Origin of the sequence: Actinokineospora diospyrosa (assembly GCF_024171925.1) — a bacterium.
In the GTDB taxonomy this organism is placed as follows: Bacteria; Actinomycetota; Actinomycetes; order Mycobacteriales; family Pseudonocardiaceae; genus Actinokineospora; species Actinokineospora diospyrosa.
Window position 1 is genome coordinate 207,008 of sequence record NZ_JAMTCO010000008.1, and the last position, 15,918, is coordinate 222,925.

13 protein-coding genes are annotated in these 15,918 nt (G+C 70.8%); 7 read left to right on the top strand and 6 right to left on the bottom strand.

All coding sequences use genetic code 11. The features are described from left to right. The first annotated feature begins 2 nt into the window (after nucleotides 1-2). From LV75_RS17080 to LV75_RS17090, 3 genes are all read left to right on the top strand, one after another. On the top strand, nucleotides 3-1,634 hold the full coding sequence (locus tag LV75_RS17080) for a carboxylesterase/lipase family protein (protein WP_253887908.1): 1,632 nt from the start codon (nucleotides 3-5) through the stop codon (nucleotides 1,632-1,634). A gap of 207 nt (nucleotides 1,635-1,841) precedes the next feature. Further along, nucleotides 1,842-3,215: an aminotransferase family protein gene (locus LV75_RS17085; protein WP_253887909.1), complete on the top strand. Its 1,374-nt coding sequence runs from the start codon at nucleotides 1,842-1,844 to the stop codon at nucleotides 3,213-3,215. Further along, a complete protein-coding gene (locus LV75_RS17090; RefSeq protein WP_253887910.1) occupies nucleotides 3,212-4,762 on the top strand; it encodes a GMC family oxidoreductase in 1,551 nt (516 codons plus the stop codon). The genes LV75_RS17085 and LV75_RS17090 overlap by 4 nt, the downstream gene beginning before the upstream one ends. A 78-nt stretch (nucleotides 4,763-4,840) precedes the next feature. Here the strand turns inward: LV75_RS17090 and LV75_RS17095 are convergent, their stop codons facing one another. The 3 genes from LV75_RS17095 to LV75_RS17105 all read right to left on the bottom strand — a co-directional run bounded on the left by LV75_RS17095 (nucleotide 4,841) and on the right by LV75_RS17105 (nucleotide 7,862). Continuing rightward, complete coding sequence (locus LV75_RS17095) at nucleotides 4,841-5,182, bottom strand: PCC domain-containing protein (RefSeq protein ID WP_253887911.1); 342 nt, start codon at nucleotides 5,180-5,182, stop codon at nucleotides 4,841-4,843. Nucleotides 5,183-5,185: 3 nt separating this feature from the next. After that, nucleotides 5,186-6,379 (bottom strand): helix-turn-helix transcriptional regulator, encoded by a 1,194-nt coding sequence (locus LV75_RS17100; protein ID WP_253887912.1) that lies wholly within the window; start codon nucleotides 6,377-6,379, stop codon nucleotides 5,186-5,188. 142 nt (nucleotides 6,380-6,521) lie between these two features. Next, on the bottom strand, nucleotides 6,522-7,862 hold the full coding sequence (locus LV75_RS17105; RefSeq protein WP_253887913.1) for a condensation domain-containing protein: 1,341 nt from the start codon (nucleotides 7,860-7,862) through the stop codon (nucleotides 6,522-6,524). Between the two features lie 242 nt (nucleotides 7,863-8,104). Between LV75_RS17105 and LV75_RS17110 the strand changes: the two genes are divergently transcribed. Continuing rightward, nucleotides 8,105-9,439 carry an NAD(P)/FAD-dependent oxidoreductase gene (locus tag LV75_RS17110; RefSeq protein ID WP_253887914.1) on the top strand — a complete coding sequence of 445 codons (1,335 nt, stop codon included), beginning with the start codon at nucleotides 8,105-8,107 and terminating at the stop codon, nucleotides 9,437-9,439. A gap of 54 nt (nucleotides 9,440-9,493) precedes the next feature. Here LV75_RS17110 and LV75_RS17115 read toward each other — a convergent pair whose 3' ends face one another. After that, nucleotides 9,494-9,865 (bottom strand): VOC family protein, encoded by a 372-nt coding sequence (locus LV75_RS17115; protein ID WP_253887915.1) that lies wholly within the window; start codon nucleotides 9,863-9,865, stop codon nucleotides 9,494-9,496. 13 nt (nucleotides 9,866-9,878) lie between these two features. Continuing rightward, nucleotides 9,879-10,247 (bottom strand): VOC family protein, encoded by a 369-nt coding sequence (locus tag LV75_RS17120; protein WP_253887916.1) that lies wholly within the window; start codon nucleotides 10,245-10,247, stop codon nucleotides 9,879-9,881. Between the two features lie 181 nt (nucleotides 10,248-10,428). On the opposite strand from LV75_RS17120, the gene LV75_RS17125 reads away from it, so the two are divergent. From LV75_RS17125 to LV75_RS17135, 3 genes are read left to right on the top strand one after another with little or no spacing between them, the layout of a single operon-like run. Then, a complete protein-coding gene (locus LV75_RS17125) occupies nucleotides 10,429-12,231 on the top strand; it encodes a non-ribosomal peptide synthetase (protein ID WP_253887917.1) in 1,803 nt (600 codons plus the stop codon). After that, nucleotides 12,228-13,469, top strand: coding sequence for an acyl-CoA dehydrogenase family protein (locus LV75_RS17130; protein WP_253887918.1), 1,242 nt, complete (start codon nucleotides 12,228-12,230; stop codon nucleotides 13,467-13,469). The genes LV75_RS17125 and LV75_RS17130 overlap by 4 nt, the downstream gene beginning before the upstream one ends. A gap of 51 nt (nucleotides 13,470-13,520) precedes the next feature. Next, nucleotides 13,521-14,543 (top strand): alcohol dehydrogenase catalytic domain-containing protein, encoded by a 1,023-nt coding sequence (locus LV75_RS17135; protein ID WP_253887919.1) that lies wholly within the window; start codon nucleotides 13,521-13,523, stop codon nucleotides 14,541-14,543. A gap of 784 nt (nucleotides 14,544-15,327) precedes the next feature. Here LV75_RS17135 and LV75_RS17140 read toward each other — a convergent pair. After that, complete coding sequence (locus tag LV75_RS17140) at nucleotides 15,328-15,840, bottom strand: carboxymuconolactone decarboxylase family protein (protein WP_253887920.1); 513 nt, start codon at nucleotides 15,838-15,840, stop codon at nucleotides 15,328-15,330. Nucleotides 15,841-15,918 lie beyond the last annotated feature (78 nt).

The window sequence follows — 15,918 nt, forward strand, 5'->3', positions numbered from 1 at the left end:
CCATGCGACCCACGTTGATCGCCCGCGCCTTGGTGGCGGTGGCCGCCCTCGGGCTCGGCCTCGCCCAACCCGCCGCCGCCGAGCCCCACGGATCCGGTGACCCGGCCCTGGTCCGCACCGACAAGGGCGCGGTGCGCGGCACCGTCACCCAGGACTACCGCGAGTTCCAAGGGATCCCGTACGCCGCGCCCCCGGTCGGGCCCCTGCGCTGGGCGTCGCCGCGGCCCACCCAGCCCTGGCGCGACACCCGCGCGGCGACCCGACCGGGCAACGGCTGCGCCCAGATCGAGTTACACCCGTACCTGCACAGCGAGAGCGAGGACTGCCTCTACCTCAACGTGACCACACCGCGGCGCGCCGAGCACCGGCGGCTGCCGGTGCTCGTGTTCTTCCACGGCGGCGGGTTCAGCGCCGGGTCCAGCCATGAGACCCTGCCCACGGAGTTGGCCGCGCGCGGCGACGTGGTCGCGGTGACGGTCAACTACCGCTTGGGCGCGTTGGGGTTCCTGGCGCACCCGGCCCTCGACGGCGGCGAGGCCCGGCAGCGCTCGGGCAACTTCGGCCTGGAGGACCAGCAGGAGGCGCTGCGCTGGGTGCGACGCAACGCCGCCGCGTTCGGCGGTGACCCCGGCAACGTGACCATCTCCGGGCAGTGGTCGGGCGGCAAGGCCGTCTGCGTGCAGATGACCTCACCGTCGGCGGCCGGGCTGTTCCACAAGGTCATCACGATGAGCAACCCGTGCACGCTGCACACCGTCCCCCGCGGCGACGGGTCACCGGACCCCGAACCGTTGGGGCTGCCCCGATCCCGCGCCGCCGCCGAGCGCCACGGCCTGGCGCTGGCCGCCGACGTCGGGTGCGCCGACCCGGCCACCGCGGCCGCCTGCCTGCGCGCGGTCCCCGCGATGGACCTGCTGAAGAAGGCCCCGTTCCTGACCTTCACCCCGGTCTACGGCGGGGGCGGCGTGCTCCCGGTCGACCCGCTGACCGCGTTCGAGACCGGCCGCTTCCACAAGGTTCCGGTCCTGCTGGGCACCAACCGCGACGCCTACCGCACCTCCGACGCGTACCTGGAGCTGTGGGGCTACCCGAAGCTGACGCCCGAGGGTTACGTCCTGCGGGTCCGCAACTTCGTCGGCGCCGCGAACGCCGAGCGGGTGCTGGCCCGATACCCGTTGCGCGACTACCAGAACATCCCGAGCCTGGCGTGGTCGGCGCTGGCCACCGACGCGCTGCTGTCGCGCCCGCAAAGCGACACCGCCGCCCTGTTCGCCCGGCACGTGCCCACCTACGCCTACGAGTTCGCCGACCGCGACGCCCCCTGGTACGGCGACCTCGCGCTGCCCTCGTTCCCGACCGGCGCCTACCAGGACGCCGAACTGCAGTACCTGTTCACCACCGTCTACTTCGCGGGCCGCGCCTTCACCCCCGCGCAGCGGGCGCTGTCGAACACGATGATCGACTACGTCAGCCGCTTCGCCCACCGCGGCGACCCCAACGGCCGCGGCCTGCCGCACTGGCCCAGCGCCAACCGCGACGCCGCGCTGGCCCAGGTGCTCGAACCGGGCGCGGTGCGCCCCGGGAACTTCCGCGTCGGGCACAGCTACGACTTCTGGCGCTCCATCGACTACTGAACCGCGCCGACCCGATCGACCGCCGACAGGATCGCCCGCTGAGCGGCCCGATCCCGCGCATTCCCGGAGATGCGGCCGGTGCCGCGGCGCGGCGATTCTCGACGGTGCGGGCCGCGCGCCGCACACGAACCGGCCACACGAGCTGGCCACACGAACTCGCGCAAGACCTGACAGGACCCGAAAGCCGACGGAGGGCAGGGTGGGAACGTGACCACGACTGGGATCGACAGCACGGCGGTGTCCGTGGCGGAATGGGAGGACCTCGACCGGCGGCACGTCATCCACCCCCACCAGAGCGGCGCCAGCCCGCAGCGCACCGTCGTCGTGCGCGGCTCGGGCAGCACCGTGTGGGACGCGGGCGGCACCGAGCTGCTCGACGTCTCCGGGGGCGGCAACTGGGCCTGCCAGGTCGGGCACGGCCGCGAGGAACTGGTCACCGCACTGAGCGAGCAGGCGGGCCAACTGGCCTACTTCTCCGGGTTCTTCGGGTTCACCAACGACAAGGCCGTCCGGCTCGCGGTGCGGCTGAGCGAGCTCGCCCCCGAGGGCCTGTCCCGGGTGTTCTTCACCTGCGGCGGCTCCGAGGGCGTCGAGACCGCCATCAAGGTCGCCCGGCTCTACCACCACCACCGCGGCGACACCGACCGCACCTGGATCATCTCCCGGCAACTGGCCTACCACGGCGCCACCTACGGCAGCGGCACCGCGACCGGGTTCGCGCCCATGCACCAGGGCATCGGCCCGAACCTGCCGCACGTGGAGAAGGTGTCCGCGCCCTACCCCTACCGCGCCGAGGACCTCTACGGCGGGCAGGACACCACCGAGTTCCTGCTCGCCGAACTCGCCGAGACCATCGAGCGCCTCGGCGCCGACAACATCGCCGCGATGATCGGCGAACCCGTGATGGGCGGCGGCGGCATCCTCACCCCGCCACCGGACTACTGGCCCCGCGTGCGCGAACTGCTCAGCGCGCACGGCATCCTGCTCATCGCCGACGAGGTCGTCACCGCGTTCGGCCGCACCGGCACCTGGTTCGACTCCGCCGCCCGGGGCATGCGCCCGGACCTGATCGTCACCGCCAAGGGCCTCACCAGCGGCTACGCCCCGCTCGGCGCGGTGCTGATCCGCGAGGACATCGCCGAGACCGTCGCGGGCGAGGGCGCCTACTTCTTCCACGGCCACACCTACTCCGCGCACCCGACCGCGTGCGCGGTCGCCCTGGCCAACCTGGACGTGATCGAACGCGACGGCCTGCTCGAGCGGGCCAAGGAGATCGGCGAGTGGTTCGCCGAACTGCTCGCCCCGCTCGCCGAGCTGCCGGTGGTCGGCGACATCCGCATCGAGGGCGCCACCGCGGGCATCGAACTGGTCGCCGACCGGGCCACCCGCGAACCGATCATGGCCGGGAACGTCACCACCGAACTGCGCGAGGCGCACGGGGTCATCCTGCGCGACTACGGCCCGACCCTCGTGCTGTCGCCGCCGCTGGTGCTGCGCCGCGACGAGGCCGAACGCGCCGCGCTGGCCCTCGCCGAGGTCCTCGGGCGCCTGGGCACCGACGGACAGGTGGCCGGGGCGTGAGCGCGCGGGTGACCGACTACCTGGTGATCGGCGCCGGGTCCGCGGGCTGCGTCCTGGCGGGCAGGCTCTCGCAGGACCCCGACGTGCGGGTGCACCTCATCGAGGCCGGACCGGCCGACACCAGCGAGAACATCCACGTGCCGCTGGGCGCTGGCGCGCTGTTCCGGTCCAAACTGGACTGGGACTACGACACCCACGACGAGCCGTTCCTCAACGGCCGCAGGCTCTACCTGCCCCGCGGCCGGGTGCTGGGCGGCACCAGCTCGATGAACGGCATGGTCTACATGCGCGGCAACCCCGCAGACTACGACGACTGGGGCCTGCCCGGGTGGACGTTCGCCGACCTGCTGCCCTACTTCAAGAAGTCCGAGGACAACGAACGCGGCGCCTCGGACTACCACGGCGTCGGCGGCCCCCTCGCGGTGTCGGAGGGCCGCTCGAACAACCCGATGTCGACCGCGTTCGTCGAGGCCGCCGTGGAGGCGGGGTATGCGGCGAACGAGGACTTCAACGGTCCCGACCAGCACGGCTTCGGGCGCTACCAGCTGACCCAGCGTGACGGCAGGCGCTGCAGCAGCGCCACCGCCTACCTGCGCCCGGCACTGGGGCGACCGAACCTGACCGTTGAGACCAACGTGCAGGTCCACCGGATCCTGGTCGAGAACGGGCGCGCGGTCGGTGTCGTGGGCGCCCGGCTCGACGAGGAGATCGAGATCCGGGCCGAGCGCGAGGTCATCCTGTGCGCGGGCGCCTACAACTCCCCACAACTGCTGCTGCTCTCCGGCATCGGCCCGGCGGACGAGTTGGCGGCACTGGGCATCCCCGTCGTGGTGGACCAGCCCGGTGTCGGCCGCGGCCTGCAGGACCACCCCTCGGCGAACCTGGTGTTCCCGCACTCGCACCCGATCAGCCTGCTCATCGCCGGAGACCCGGAGTACCAGCGCGAGTACGCCGAACACGGCACCGGGCCGCTGTCGTCCAACGTCCCGGAAGCGGGCGGCTTCGTGACCACCGACGGCGGCTCCGGCGGCCCGGACGTGCAGTTCCACGCCTCACCACTGATGCTGCTGGCCGTCGGTTTGGAAGCGCCCACCGACCACGCCATCTCCTTCGGCCCGTGCGTGCTCACCACCCGCAGCCGCGGCAGCGTCACCCTCGCCTCAGCCGACCCCACCGTGAAACCCCGGATCCGCCACAACTACTACCAAGAGGACGCCGACCTGCGCACGATGGTGGCCGGGCTGCGAGTCGGCCTGGAGATCGCCAAACAGAAGGCCCTGTCGCCCTACACCGGCAAACTCCACCAGCCCCCGGAGTCCGAGTCCGACGCCGACCTGCGCGACTACGCCCGCCGCAACACCCAAACCCTGTTCCACCCGGCGGGCACCTGCGCCATGGGCACCGTCCTCGACGCCGACCTCCGAGTCCGCGGCGTCGACGGGCTACGCGTGGTGGACGCCTCCGCGATGCCGACCCTGGTGCGGGGCAACACCAACGCCCCCATCATCGCCATGGCGGAGAAGGCCGCCGACTTGATCGCGACCTAGCAACTCCGAACGGTGAAGTCCCCGGCCCGCCGCGGGCCGGGGACTTCACCGTTCGAGGCTGTGCAGGGCTTCCACACCTCAAACTGGCCCGTCGATACTGATCAGGTAGGCGCGCGCGAACCAGGTCCCCACCTGCGCGGCGTGGACGTGCCCGGCCACAGCACGGTCGCCCTGAACAGCCATGGTGGCGTGAACGTGGACGACGCCGTCCCTGATCTCCCCGGAACCATGCATCTCGGCGGGCAGGCTGTACGACGAAACGATGTCTTTGCGCGCATCATCGACCGGCATCGTTGACACGGTGAATGAATCCACGCCACCAATGAGACTCACAATCGCAGCGTTAACGATGCCACGCTCTCCTGCTTGCCTCGTGAGAGATTCCATCAATTCGTCGTTGGTCACATCGAGAACGATCACGCTCTACCTTCCAATGGCCGGGCTCAAGTCTTGAAGAAGCTTGGCGGAGCACCACCGCGCCCCAGCGTCAACAGGACTGACCGTTTCGCGAGCGAGACGCTCGGCGGCGATCGCGGCAAACGGGAACTTCGCGGGATTCTGCACGAATACCTGCGCCTGACTCCAACTGATTTCGCAAACCCGAGACGCGACCGCGGTGAGATATAGACCCCGAACTTCCTCGTCCCGCCTCAAGATGGCTACCACCCGATCCGACTCGCGTTGTCCGGGCAGTTTCGCCAGGATGCCTGTCGCATTGACTCTCGCCACCGAGTTGTCCAGATCTACGGCCCACCTCAGCAGAACCGATCTGGTGCTGCCGTCTACCGCCGCAGCGATTGCCCGATCCACCTCGTACGTCGTCTGAACTTGAGCCAGAGGCCCTGCGTCGCCGCCGGAAATACTTGCCGCGAAGTCGCCCGCCGTGTGGGCATCTGCGGCAGCCAACGTCGCCAGCGACAGAAAAGTGCGTCGATCGAGAGCCACGCCTGAGTCACTCCCCCCGATTGAAGACAGCGGTGTACCCGTCCGATCGCTACCAGTCCAGTCCGCGGATGCGCCCCAGCCGCTTCCGGGTGGCGCGTTGCGGCTGCCCGAGGTGGCAGTCTGGCTGGAGTTCTCGCCACGCCTGCGCACCTGTTCTTCCTTCGCGCGTGCCCGAAGTTCGACGAGTGCCCCACCGGCCCCCAGGCATTGGTCCAATGCGCCGATCAGCTCAAGGGAAGGTAGATTCTTGTTGGGGCGTTCGGCCAGGGAAACGTATTGGCGCGTGTATCCGATCCTGGTTGCCAATTCTGGCTGACTCAGGCCCGCCTCCAGTCGGAGTCGCTTGATCTCCTTGTGGAGTGAGACGGCCGCCTCTCCCATCTCGATTCTTGCGAGACGTTCCATCTCGTCCAGTATGTCGCCGAGTTCATCCATGCCTATTCCGAGAGCGCGGGAAATTCTTGGGCGCATCCAGGGAATGGGCCCTTGTGTTCCACGTTCCCAACGACTGATGGTCGAGCGATCGACCGGGATCAACTCGGCCAGTTGTTCCTGTGAGAGACCTGCCCGCTCGCGGGCATCGGCGAGAGATTGGATCTTGCGCCTCGCCGTCTGCCCATCCGGACCCTCAGCGCGAAGATCACTCACGGATACCCCCACGGTCACGGTCACGGTGCGACTGATTGCCCAGTGTAGTGCCGCCGGGTCTGTTCGGGCCGCTATGCCGAGGACCGCGCGCTTGTTGCCTCACTGACGCCTCACTGATGCCCAGACGCTGGCTGGACATCCACCGTGCCCTGTGCTCGTGGGGCGGCTACCAGAGGTCGGCGTCGGGGGTGGAGATGCAGCGGGTGAGGAGTTGGGTGTAGTCGTGGACCAGGGACCACATTGTGTCGGCGTCGAACAGGTGGGTGTTGAACTTCAGGCTGCTCACCGTCCCCACTCCCGGGAGCACGTCCAAGGCCCACAGCGCCCCGTCAGGGATGTCGCAGCTCACCGGTTGTGGCACGCGGCGGTCCCGTAGTTCGGAGTAGGTCAGGTCGCCGACCGGGGTGCCGTCGATGCCGTCGGGGAATTGCAGGACTTCGAAGGCGATGATGTCTCGGTCCGCCGAGGGCACGATGAGGTCGGGGGCCTGCTGATCGATCAGCGGGAACGGGATGTCGTGCACATAGGCCTGCAAGCAGGTCGAGCGGGTGCGCTCCAGGACGTCGCGGAAGGTGCGGGCGCCGGTGAGGTCGACGCGCAGCGGGAGGAAGTTCAGGAACGCGCCGATGGTGTCCTGGTGCGGGCCGATGCCCCGGCCGGAGCTGAACGTGCCCACCACGACGTCCCTCGAGGTGGACTTCCCGGTCAGCAGCACGGTGAACGCGCCGAGGAACAGCATGAACGGGGAGCTGTGCGTCGCCTTGGCCAGCCGCAGGGTCGCCGCGGTGGTGTCGGCGTCGATGAGTGAGCGGTGGTCGGCGTAGATGGCCGGGATGTCCTCGTTCACCGGCCGGTCGGTGGCCACGGTGGTGATCTCAGCACCGGCGAGCTTGTCGCGCCAGTACGCGGCCGCCCGCTCCACCTCGGGGCCGGTCAGCGTGCCTGGCTGCTCCGCGACGAACTCCCGGTACTGCCGCACCGGCGGCAGGTCCTCGACCGGGTGCCCGCGCCTGGCCGCGTAGCGGGTGGCCAGGTCGCGGATGAGCACCCGCATCGACCAACCGTCCGCGGCGATGTGGTGCACCACCAGCGCCAACACCCAGTCGTCGTCGGCGAAGCGGCCCAGGGCGGCCCGCAGGTGCGGCAGCTCGCGCACCGGGTAGTCGGCCGTCTCGACCTCGCTGTAGAACCGCTCGGCCCGCGCGTCGCGCTCGTCCTGAGCCGTCGCGGACAGGTCCTCGACGAGCAGCCGCACCGGTTCGGCCGGGTGCACGACCTGGAACGGCTCGTCGCCGCGCACGATCGAGGTGCGCAGCATCTCGTGGCGCCGCACCAGGTCCAGCAGCGCCGCCCGCAGCGTGTCCACCTCGAGGGGCCCGCGCACCCGCCACGCGGACAGCACGATGTGCTTGGCGCCCAGCGCGCCGGTGACGTCGCCCTTGTCCAGGGTGCACAGGAAGTCCTGCTGCAGCGACAGCGGTGCGCGCGTCGCGTCCGAAACGGTCATGTCCGTGCGGCTCCTTCGGTCGAGGGGCCCTGGATCGGTTGCCCCGCAAGGAGAACTCGGGCCCGGCGGGCGTGGGGGAGTGCGCGCACCATCGTGGCAGACCGCCCGGCGCGCGTGATGTCCCAGAATGCGGTTCTCGCGGGCCGGTGGCCAGGGCAATCCGGAAGATGCGCGTGCGCGGCCCCCGGTGCGACGGTGCGGGGGAGCGCCGGAGGCCCGGCGCGGGTGGAAGGGAGCGGCACGTGAGCGATCCGATCGCGGGCAGGGCCATCGTGCTCGGCGCCAGCATGGCGGGACTGCTCGCCGCGCGGGCACTGGCGCAGGTGTACCCGTCGGTGCTGGTGCTCGACCGGGACAAGGTGCTGGGGGTCCGCGAGTCGCGCGACGGCGCCCCGCACACCCGGCACGCGCACGGGCTGCACGGGCGCGGCCACCTGATCTTCGAAGAGTTCTTCCCCGGCCTCACCCAGGAACTGGTCGACGACGGCGTGCCCGTCGGGGACCTCGGTGAGATGCGCTGGTTCTTCAACGGCCGCAAGATCCTGCCCGCGCACACCGGGCTGCTCTCGATCACCGCGCCCCGGCCGGTGCTCGAGCACCACGTGCGCACCCGGGTGGCGGCGCTGCCGAACGTGACCATCCTGGAGCACCACTCCGTGTCGACCCTGATCGCCTCGCCCGACCGGTCCCGCATTGTCGGGGTGCGGGCCCGCCGCGACGGCGCCGACGCCGACGAGGTGCTGGAGGCGGACTTGGTGGTCGACACCACCGGCCGCGGCTCGCGGACACCGGTGTGGCTGGAGGAACTGGGCTACGAACGGCCACCGGTCGAACGGGTCAAGGTGGGGCTGGCCTACACCACCCGCTATTACCGGTCCAAGCCGGAGATGTTCGACGGGGTGCAGTCGATCAACCCGGTCGCCTCGCCCGCGCACCCGCGCGGCGCGTTCCTCGGCCAGGTCGGCCCGGACATCTGCGTGCTGTCGCTGACCGGCATCCTCGGCGACCGCCCGCCGACCCAGCCGGAGGAGTTCCTGGACTTCGTGAAGTCCTTACCCGTGCCCGACGTCTACGACGCCGTGCGCGACGCGGAACCGCTCGACGACGCGGTGACGTTCGGGTTCCCCGCCAGCGTGCGCAGGCACTACGAGCGGCTCACCCGGTTCCCGCTCGGGCTGCTGGTCATGGGGGACGCGGTGTGCAGCTTCAACCCGGTGTACGGGCAGGGCATGAGCGTCGCCGCCATCGAGGCCAAGGCGCTGCTGGAGCGGCTGCTGCGGGACGGGACCGCGCCGAACCCCCGCCGGTTCTTCGCCGAGCAGGCCAAGGTGATCGACGTGCCGTGGGAGATCTCCGCGGGCGGTGACCTCGACTTCCCCGAGGTGGAGGGCAAGCGGACGCTGAAGGTGCGCGTCGGCAACGCCTACATGGCCCGGCTGCAGTACGCCGCGACCCGCGACAGCGAGGTCACCAAGGGGTTCATGCGGGTCGCCGGGCTGATGGACCCGCCGCAGGCGCTGATGCGGCCCTCGATGGTGCGCCGGGTGTTGCGCCACTCCGCGAGCCGCCCGGGCTGACCCGCGCTCGCCGTCGTCGTCCCCACCGGGCCGCGCCCGGTGGGGACACCGGCGTCAGCGTTCCTGCAGGACGGACATGACGTTGCCCGCCGGGTCGGTGAACCAGGCGATGAACGGGCCCTCCTCGCGGAACACGCCCCGGTCGTCGGTCGGCAGGCCCTCGTAGCGCTCGAACCGGACACCGCGGCCTACGAGCTCGTCCACGGCCTGATCGATGTCCTCGACCTGGAAGTTGAGGACGGTGAACGAGGCGGGCACGTGGCCGGGCTTGGGGTAGACGAGCACATGGGTGTCCTCGGTGATGTGCAGGTGCAGCATCCCGTACTCCTCGGTGACCCGCAGACCGAGCACGGACTCGTAGAACTCCCGCGCTGCGGCGACGTCGTCCACCGCGAACCCGCTGAACACGCGCGTGTGTCGCACCATCTGAGCACTCCTCCTACCGGCGGGACGCGAGGTACGCCGCGCTGAGTTCGATGATCTGCACGTAGTTGCCGTCCGGGTCGAGCACCGTGCCGAACACGCCGTCGCGGCGCTGCTCGGGCCGCGCGAGCCAGGTGACGCCGAGCGCGTCCAGGTGCGCCGCGGTGGCCGCGGCGTCGTCCACGTGGAAGTTGAGGACGTAGCGGCCCGGTTCGGCGGTGCTGCCCGCGACGTCGTCGCGCGGGTCGATCAGGATCGCGGTGCCACCGAAGTCGAGGAACCCGTGCTCGTCCTGCGCGGGCGCGAACACCTCCAGGTACCAGCGGCGCAGCCGGTCCGGATCGGCGGTGCCGAGCAGGATGCTGCCCAGCCGCGGTGCTCCCATGGTTCCTCCCTGGACTGACGTGTTCCCGGGTGCGCGACCCGGCCACACTATCGCGCGGCGGACCCCCGCCCGCTACCGCGGACGTGCGCGATCACCCGACCCGCGCACAGTCCACTGTGGACCGGGTACCCCGCATTCCGGAAGATGCGCGCCGGGATCGGCCCCTGCGAGGCTGCTGGTCATGGCTGCATGGCGCAACTCGCGGCGGGACCGCTACACCAGCGTGCACGGGTGTTTCGCCGACCAGGTCCAGCGGGTCCCGGACGAGGTCGCGGTGGCGCACGGCGCGGTCCGGTTGACCTACCGGGAACTCGACGAGCGGGCCACCCGGCTCGCCCACCGGCTGCTCGACCTCGGCGTCGGCCCGCAGGACCCGGTCGCGGTCCTGGTCAGCTGGTCGCCCGACGTCGTGGTGGCGTTCCTCGCCGTGCTCAAGGCGGGCGCCTGCTACCTGCCGCTGCACGAGGCCTACCCGCTCGAGCGGATGCGCTGGATCGTCGACAACGTCACCACCAGCGAGAACACCACCGACGGCGCGGGAGTGCGGGTGCTGCTCGCCGACCGCGCCACCCAGCAGCGCGGACTGCCCGACGCAGCGCACGTCGTCCTGCTCGACGACGACCCCGCGCTCGACGAGGCGCCCACCACCGACCCCGGCGTCGAGGTGGACGGTGACGCGCTCGCCTACGTCATGTACACCTCCGGGTCGACCGGGCACCCCAAGGGCGTGGCGGTCACCCACCGCGGCGTGCTGTGCCTGGCGCTGGACTCCTGCTGGGACAGCGGCAACCACGAGCGGACCGCGATGGTGGCGCCTTACGCGTTCGGCGTGTCCACCTACGAGGTCTGGGTGCCGCTGCTGCACGGCGGCACCATCGTGCTCAAACCCCCCGGCGACCTCGACGTGCGCGCCCTCGTCAGCGACCACGGGGTCACCGGGCTGCACCTGACCGCCGGACTGTTCCGCGTCTTGGCCGAAGAGGACCCCGGTTGCCTCGCCGGGGTGCGTGAGGTGATGACCGGCGGCGACGTGATCGCCCCGACCGCGGTGCGCCGCGTCCTCGACGCCTGCCCGGACCTCGTGGTCCGCGCCCTCTACGGGGGCACCGAGATGTCCTCCTTCGCCCTGCACTCGCCGATGACCGCGCCCTACACCCCCGGCCGGTCGGTGCCCGTCGGCCGACCGATGGACGACGTCCGGCTCTACCTGCTCGACCCCGACGGCGTGCCGGTGCCCGACGGAGAGGCCGGTGAGCTGCACGTCGCCGGTCCCCGGCTCGCGCGCGGCTACGCGGGCCGCCCCGACCTGACCGAGCAGCGGTTCGTGCCCGACCCCTTCGCCGCCCCGGGCGAGCGCATGTACCGCACCGGCGACCTCGTCCGCCGCACCCCCGAGGGGCTCATCGAGTTCGTCGCCCGGGTCGGCGACCAGGTCAAGGTCCGCGGCTACCTCGTCGAACCGGGCGAGGTCGAAGCCGTGCTGGGCGCCCTGCCCGGCCTCGCGCACGTCGCCGTCGTTGCCGGTCCCGCCGACCACGGCGACCAGCGGCTGGTCGCCTACCTCGTCCCCGAACCCGCCGGCGCCACCGTGGAACAAGTGCGCGAACATGCCCGGTCCCTGCTGCCGGAGTACATGGTCCCCGCCGCCTACGTCGTGCTCGACGCGCTGCCGCTGACCCCGAACGGCAAACTCGACCGCGCCGCGCTGCCCGCGCCCGCGTTCACCGGCACCGCCGCCTACCGCGCCCCCACCACAGCCAGACAACGGACGCTGTGCACCCTCTTCGGTGAGGTGCTCGAAGTCCCCGCGGTGGGCCTGGACGACAGCTTCTTCGACCTCGACGGCCAATCGCTGCTGGCCATGCGGCTGGTCGGCCGGATCCGGGCGGCGCTCGGCCTGGAACTGACGATCAGCGACCTGTTCGACGCGCCAACCCCCGCCCAACTCGACAAGCGGCTCGACCAGGCCGGGGCGACCCGATGACCGGCAACGGCGTCCGAACCGACACGGTCGCACCGCCGGTCCCGGAACCGGACCTCACCCCCGCCGACGTGGTGGCCCGCGCCGAGGCGATCGCGGCGACCCTGGTCGCCCGCCAAGCCGAGACCGAACAGCACACCGGCTACGCCCAGGACACGCACGAGGCGTTCGCCCGGGCCGGTCTCTACCGGATCCTGGTGCCGCGCCGCTACGGCGGCTACGAGTTCGGCGCCGAGACGTTCATGCGGGTGTGCCTGGCGCTGGCCCGCGGCTGCCCGTCCACCGGCTGGATGTTCCTCTTCGGCGCCGCGCACGCCCTCCCGGTCGCCACCCTGTTCGACGCCGACGCCCAACAGGAGCTGTTCAGCGGCGGCGACTTCATCTGCCCGGCCACCGTCGCCCCCAACGGCACCGCCGAACGCACCCCCGACGGCGACTGGATCCTTGACGGCACCTGGCCCTACTGCTCCGGCGCCCCTTACGCCACACACTTCCTCGGCCACTGCCTCGCCCGACCCGACCCCGACAGCGAACCCGAGCCGATGATGTTCATCGTGCCCAGGTCGCAATGGGAACGCCTCGACGACTGGGGCGCCCAACTGGGCCTCAAAGGCAGCGGCTCGCACTCCATCCGCGTGCGCCGACAGCGGATCCCGGCCAAGTACACGCTGCGTGGACACCTCAGCCAGCTCAGCGTCACCGACGGCGCCCCCGGCAGGCTGCTGCACGGCCCCGAGTACGGCGGCGGCCCACTGAGCTTCATGCTGCTCGAACTCGGCGTGCTCGCCGTCGGCATGGCCCGCGGCGCGCTCGACGCCTACGAGGAACTACTCCTGGCCAGGACAACCCTGTTCCCGCCTATCGTGCGCCGCGTCGAGGACCCCGACTACCAGTACCGCTACGGCGAGGCCACCGGCCTGATCAGCGCCGCGGAAGCCGCCGCGCTCGACGCCGTACGGCAGTGGAGCGCGCTGTGCGCGGAGGGCCCGGCCGCGTTCACCCGCGCCGCGGAACTGCGGTTGGCGCTGATCAGCCGCGAGGCCGTCCGGCTGTGCTGGCGGGCGGTGGAGACCCACCTGTTCCCCACGGCCGGGTCCAGCGCGGTGCGCCACGGCGAGCGGATCGAACGCGTGTGGCGGGACATGTCCACGCTGCACAGCCACGCCGGGCTCGGCGTGTTCCTCTCCACCCTGGCAAACCGCGAACTGACCCGAGCCCACTTCGGCGTCCCCGACCAGTAGACCCGCACCCCAGGACCTGCGCAGGAAAGGCCGACACTTGAGGAGAACGCGATGAAGGCAGCTGTCATCCCCGGGGTCAACGCCGCCTGGGAACTGCGCGAGGTGCCAACCCCGGTCCCCGGCCCCGGCGAGGTGCTCATCCGGGTCGCCGCCTGCGGCATGTGCGTCAACGACGTCGACGCCACCCGCGGCTACATCCCGTTCCCCAGCTTCGAACCCGCCATCACCGGCCACGAACCGGTCGGCACCGTCGTCGAACTGGGCCCCGGGGTCACCAGCAGGCAGATCGGCGACGTCGTCGGCACCACCTGGATCCGCGGCACCTGCGGCCGCTGCGACTACTGCCGCCTGGAGCTACCGCTGTCCGGGCAGGCCGCGTTCAACTGCGCCGCCCCCACCTCCACCGGCTTCACCGTCCAAGGCGGACACGCCGAATACCTCGCGGTCGCCGCCCGCGAAACCGTCCTGATCCCCGACGGCCTCGCCCCCGAACTCGCCGCCCCCGTGCTCTGCGCCGGGTACACCGCCCTCAGCGCCCTGCGCGCCGGAGAACCAGCACCGGGGGAGCGGGTCGCCGTACTCGGCATCGGCGCGCTCGGCCACCTGGCCGTGCAGTTCGCCCGCGCCGCCGGGTTTGAGACCGTCGCGATCACCCGGTCACCGGACAAGCACGAGTTGGCGCGGGAGTTGGGCGCCAGCCATGTGGTTGGTAGCGGGGCTGAATTGCGCGAGATCGGGGGCGCTGACGTGATCCTGGTGACGGCTCCGTCGCATCCGGCTGCGAGTGAGTCGCTTGGTGGGTTGCGGGCCAATGGCAGGCTGGTGCTTGCCGGGATCGACGGCGCGGAGCCGTTCATCATTCCGCCTGCGGTGCAGTACCCGTTCTTTGCGCAGCGGAACAAGATTGTTGGTGCTACGCATGATGATCCGCGGTACTTGCGGGAGGCGCTGGAGTTGGTGGCGAGTGGGGCGGTGACGCCGATGGTTGAGGTGTTTGGGGCGGAACAGGTGCAGGAAGCGGTGGAGAAGGTGGGGAAGCGGGAGGTGCGGTTTCGGGCTGTCATCACGTACTAGGGGTGGTGGTGTGTGGCCCTGGGGTCGGCCTCGTCGCCTGGCGGCGAGCTCGGCGTGCCGGATCGGACGCCTCGTTGCCTGGCGGCGACATCGGGCCCGATCCGCGGCAATGCGACGAGCTCGATGGGGCGAACTTGTTTTGCGTGGGGCCCCTACGACACCCGTGGCAGAACCGCAAAGCAGGGGCCCAAAAGCAGGCCCTGCCGCGTGGAAACGCTACGGGTGTTGTCCCCCCACGCAAAACAAGTCCGCCCCATCGAGCAGTTGGCACCAAGCGAGTCCGACTGTCCAGGCGCTGGGTTGGCAGCGTCGACGAGGGCGGGCTGGGATGGCACCGGATCTTCCGAGTGTCCAGGGGCTGGCACTGTGGGTTGGGGCGGACCTGACGGGGGGCGGGTTGGCACCGCAGGGTCCGAGTGTCCAGGCGCTGAGCGGGTGTGGGTTGGGGCGACCTGACGGCAGCCGGGTTGGCACCGGCGACTCCGAGGAGCGCGGGGCTGAGTAGGCGGGCTGGCGGGTGGTTGTCCACACGTGTTCTGTAGTCCACAGGCCTTGATCGCCGCCCCGGTTTTGTCGGGTCGTCTCGGTAGGCTGTATATCGGGGGCGCTTGTGGCAGATGATCTTGCGCGTTGCGGGGCTGGGGGTGTCGGCCTTCGCTTAGGCCGCTACAGCACGAGGACTTTCGAGTGGCCAGGTGCTGAGTGGGTGGACCGAGGTCCTGGGGGTGCACTAAAGCTGTCGTCGGGTCGCCCAGCAGTGTGGGCGACCCGACAGGCGCTGGGCTCAGCCGACGTTCTGGTAGCCGACGACGCTGACGTGTTGGGCTGAGGGGAGGTAGTCGGCTTGGGTGGGGCTGGCCCAGGTTCCCAGGCCGTCGACGTAGCGGTTGTATATGCAGAATGCGGCTGCGATCAGGACTGTGTCGTGTATTTCCTCGTCGGTGGCGCCTGCCTCGCGAGCCGCGGCGACGTCCTCGGCAAGGACCTTCTGGCCGCTGACCCGCACCTTGTCGGCGATGGCCAGCAGCGCGGTCAGCTTCGGTGTGCGCGGGGCCTCGGTCAGGTCTTCCACGCCCAACTCGACCGCGGCGATGGTGGCGTGGAAGTTGCCGCAGAACGTGCACTCGTTGCCGCGTGAGACGGTGGCGGCGATCAGTTCGCGTTCGCCCCTGGTCAGCGAGTTGTCGGCGCGCAGCAGGGTCTCGGCCAGGTCCGAGAGCGGCCCGGCGGTCAGCGGCCGGTAGCGCATCAGGCCGCGGATGCCGGGTTCGTCGTTGCCGAGTTCGATGTGTGCCACGTGTCTCCTCCTGTGGTCTGGGGTCGGTTCCCCAGTTGGCATCGGCCCGCCGGGGTCCCGCCTGTTGGGCCGATCTGT

Coding starts and splice junctions, on each gene's coding strand:
- LV75_RS17125 (WP_253887917.1), top strand. CDS start 10,429: ATGGCTGCATGGCGCAACTCGCGGCGGGACCGCTACACCAGCGTGCAC.
- LV75_RS17115 (WP_253887915.1), bottom strand. CDS start 9,865: ATGGTGCGACACACGCGCGTGTTCAGCGGGTTCGCGGTGGACGACGTC.
- LV75_RS17080 (WP_253887908.1), top strand. CDS start 3: ATGCGACCCACGTTGATCGCCCGCGCCTTGGTGGCGGTGGCCGCCCTC.
- LV75_RS17105 (WP_253887913.1), bottom strand. CDS start 7,862: ATGACCGTTTCGGACGCGACGCGCGCACCGCTGTCGCTGCAGCAGGAC.
- LV75_RS17120 (WP_253887916.1), bottom strand. CDS start 10,247: ATGGGAGCACCGCGGCTGGGCAGCATCCTGCTCGGCACCGCCGATCCG.
- LV75_RS17135 (WP_253887919.1), top strand. CDS start 13,521: ATGAAGGCAGCTGTCATCCCCGGGGTCAACGCCGCCTGGGAACTGCGC.
- LV75_RS17130 (WP_253887918.1), top strand. CDS start 12,228: ATGACCGGCAACGGCGTCCGAACCGACACGGTCGCACCGCCGGTCCCG.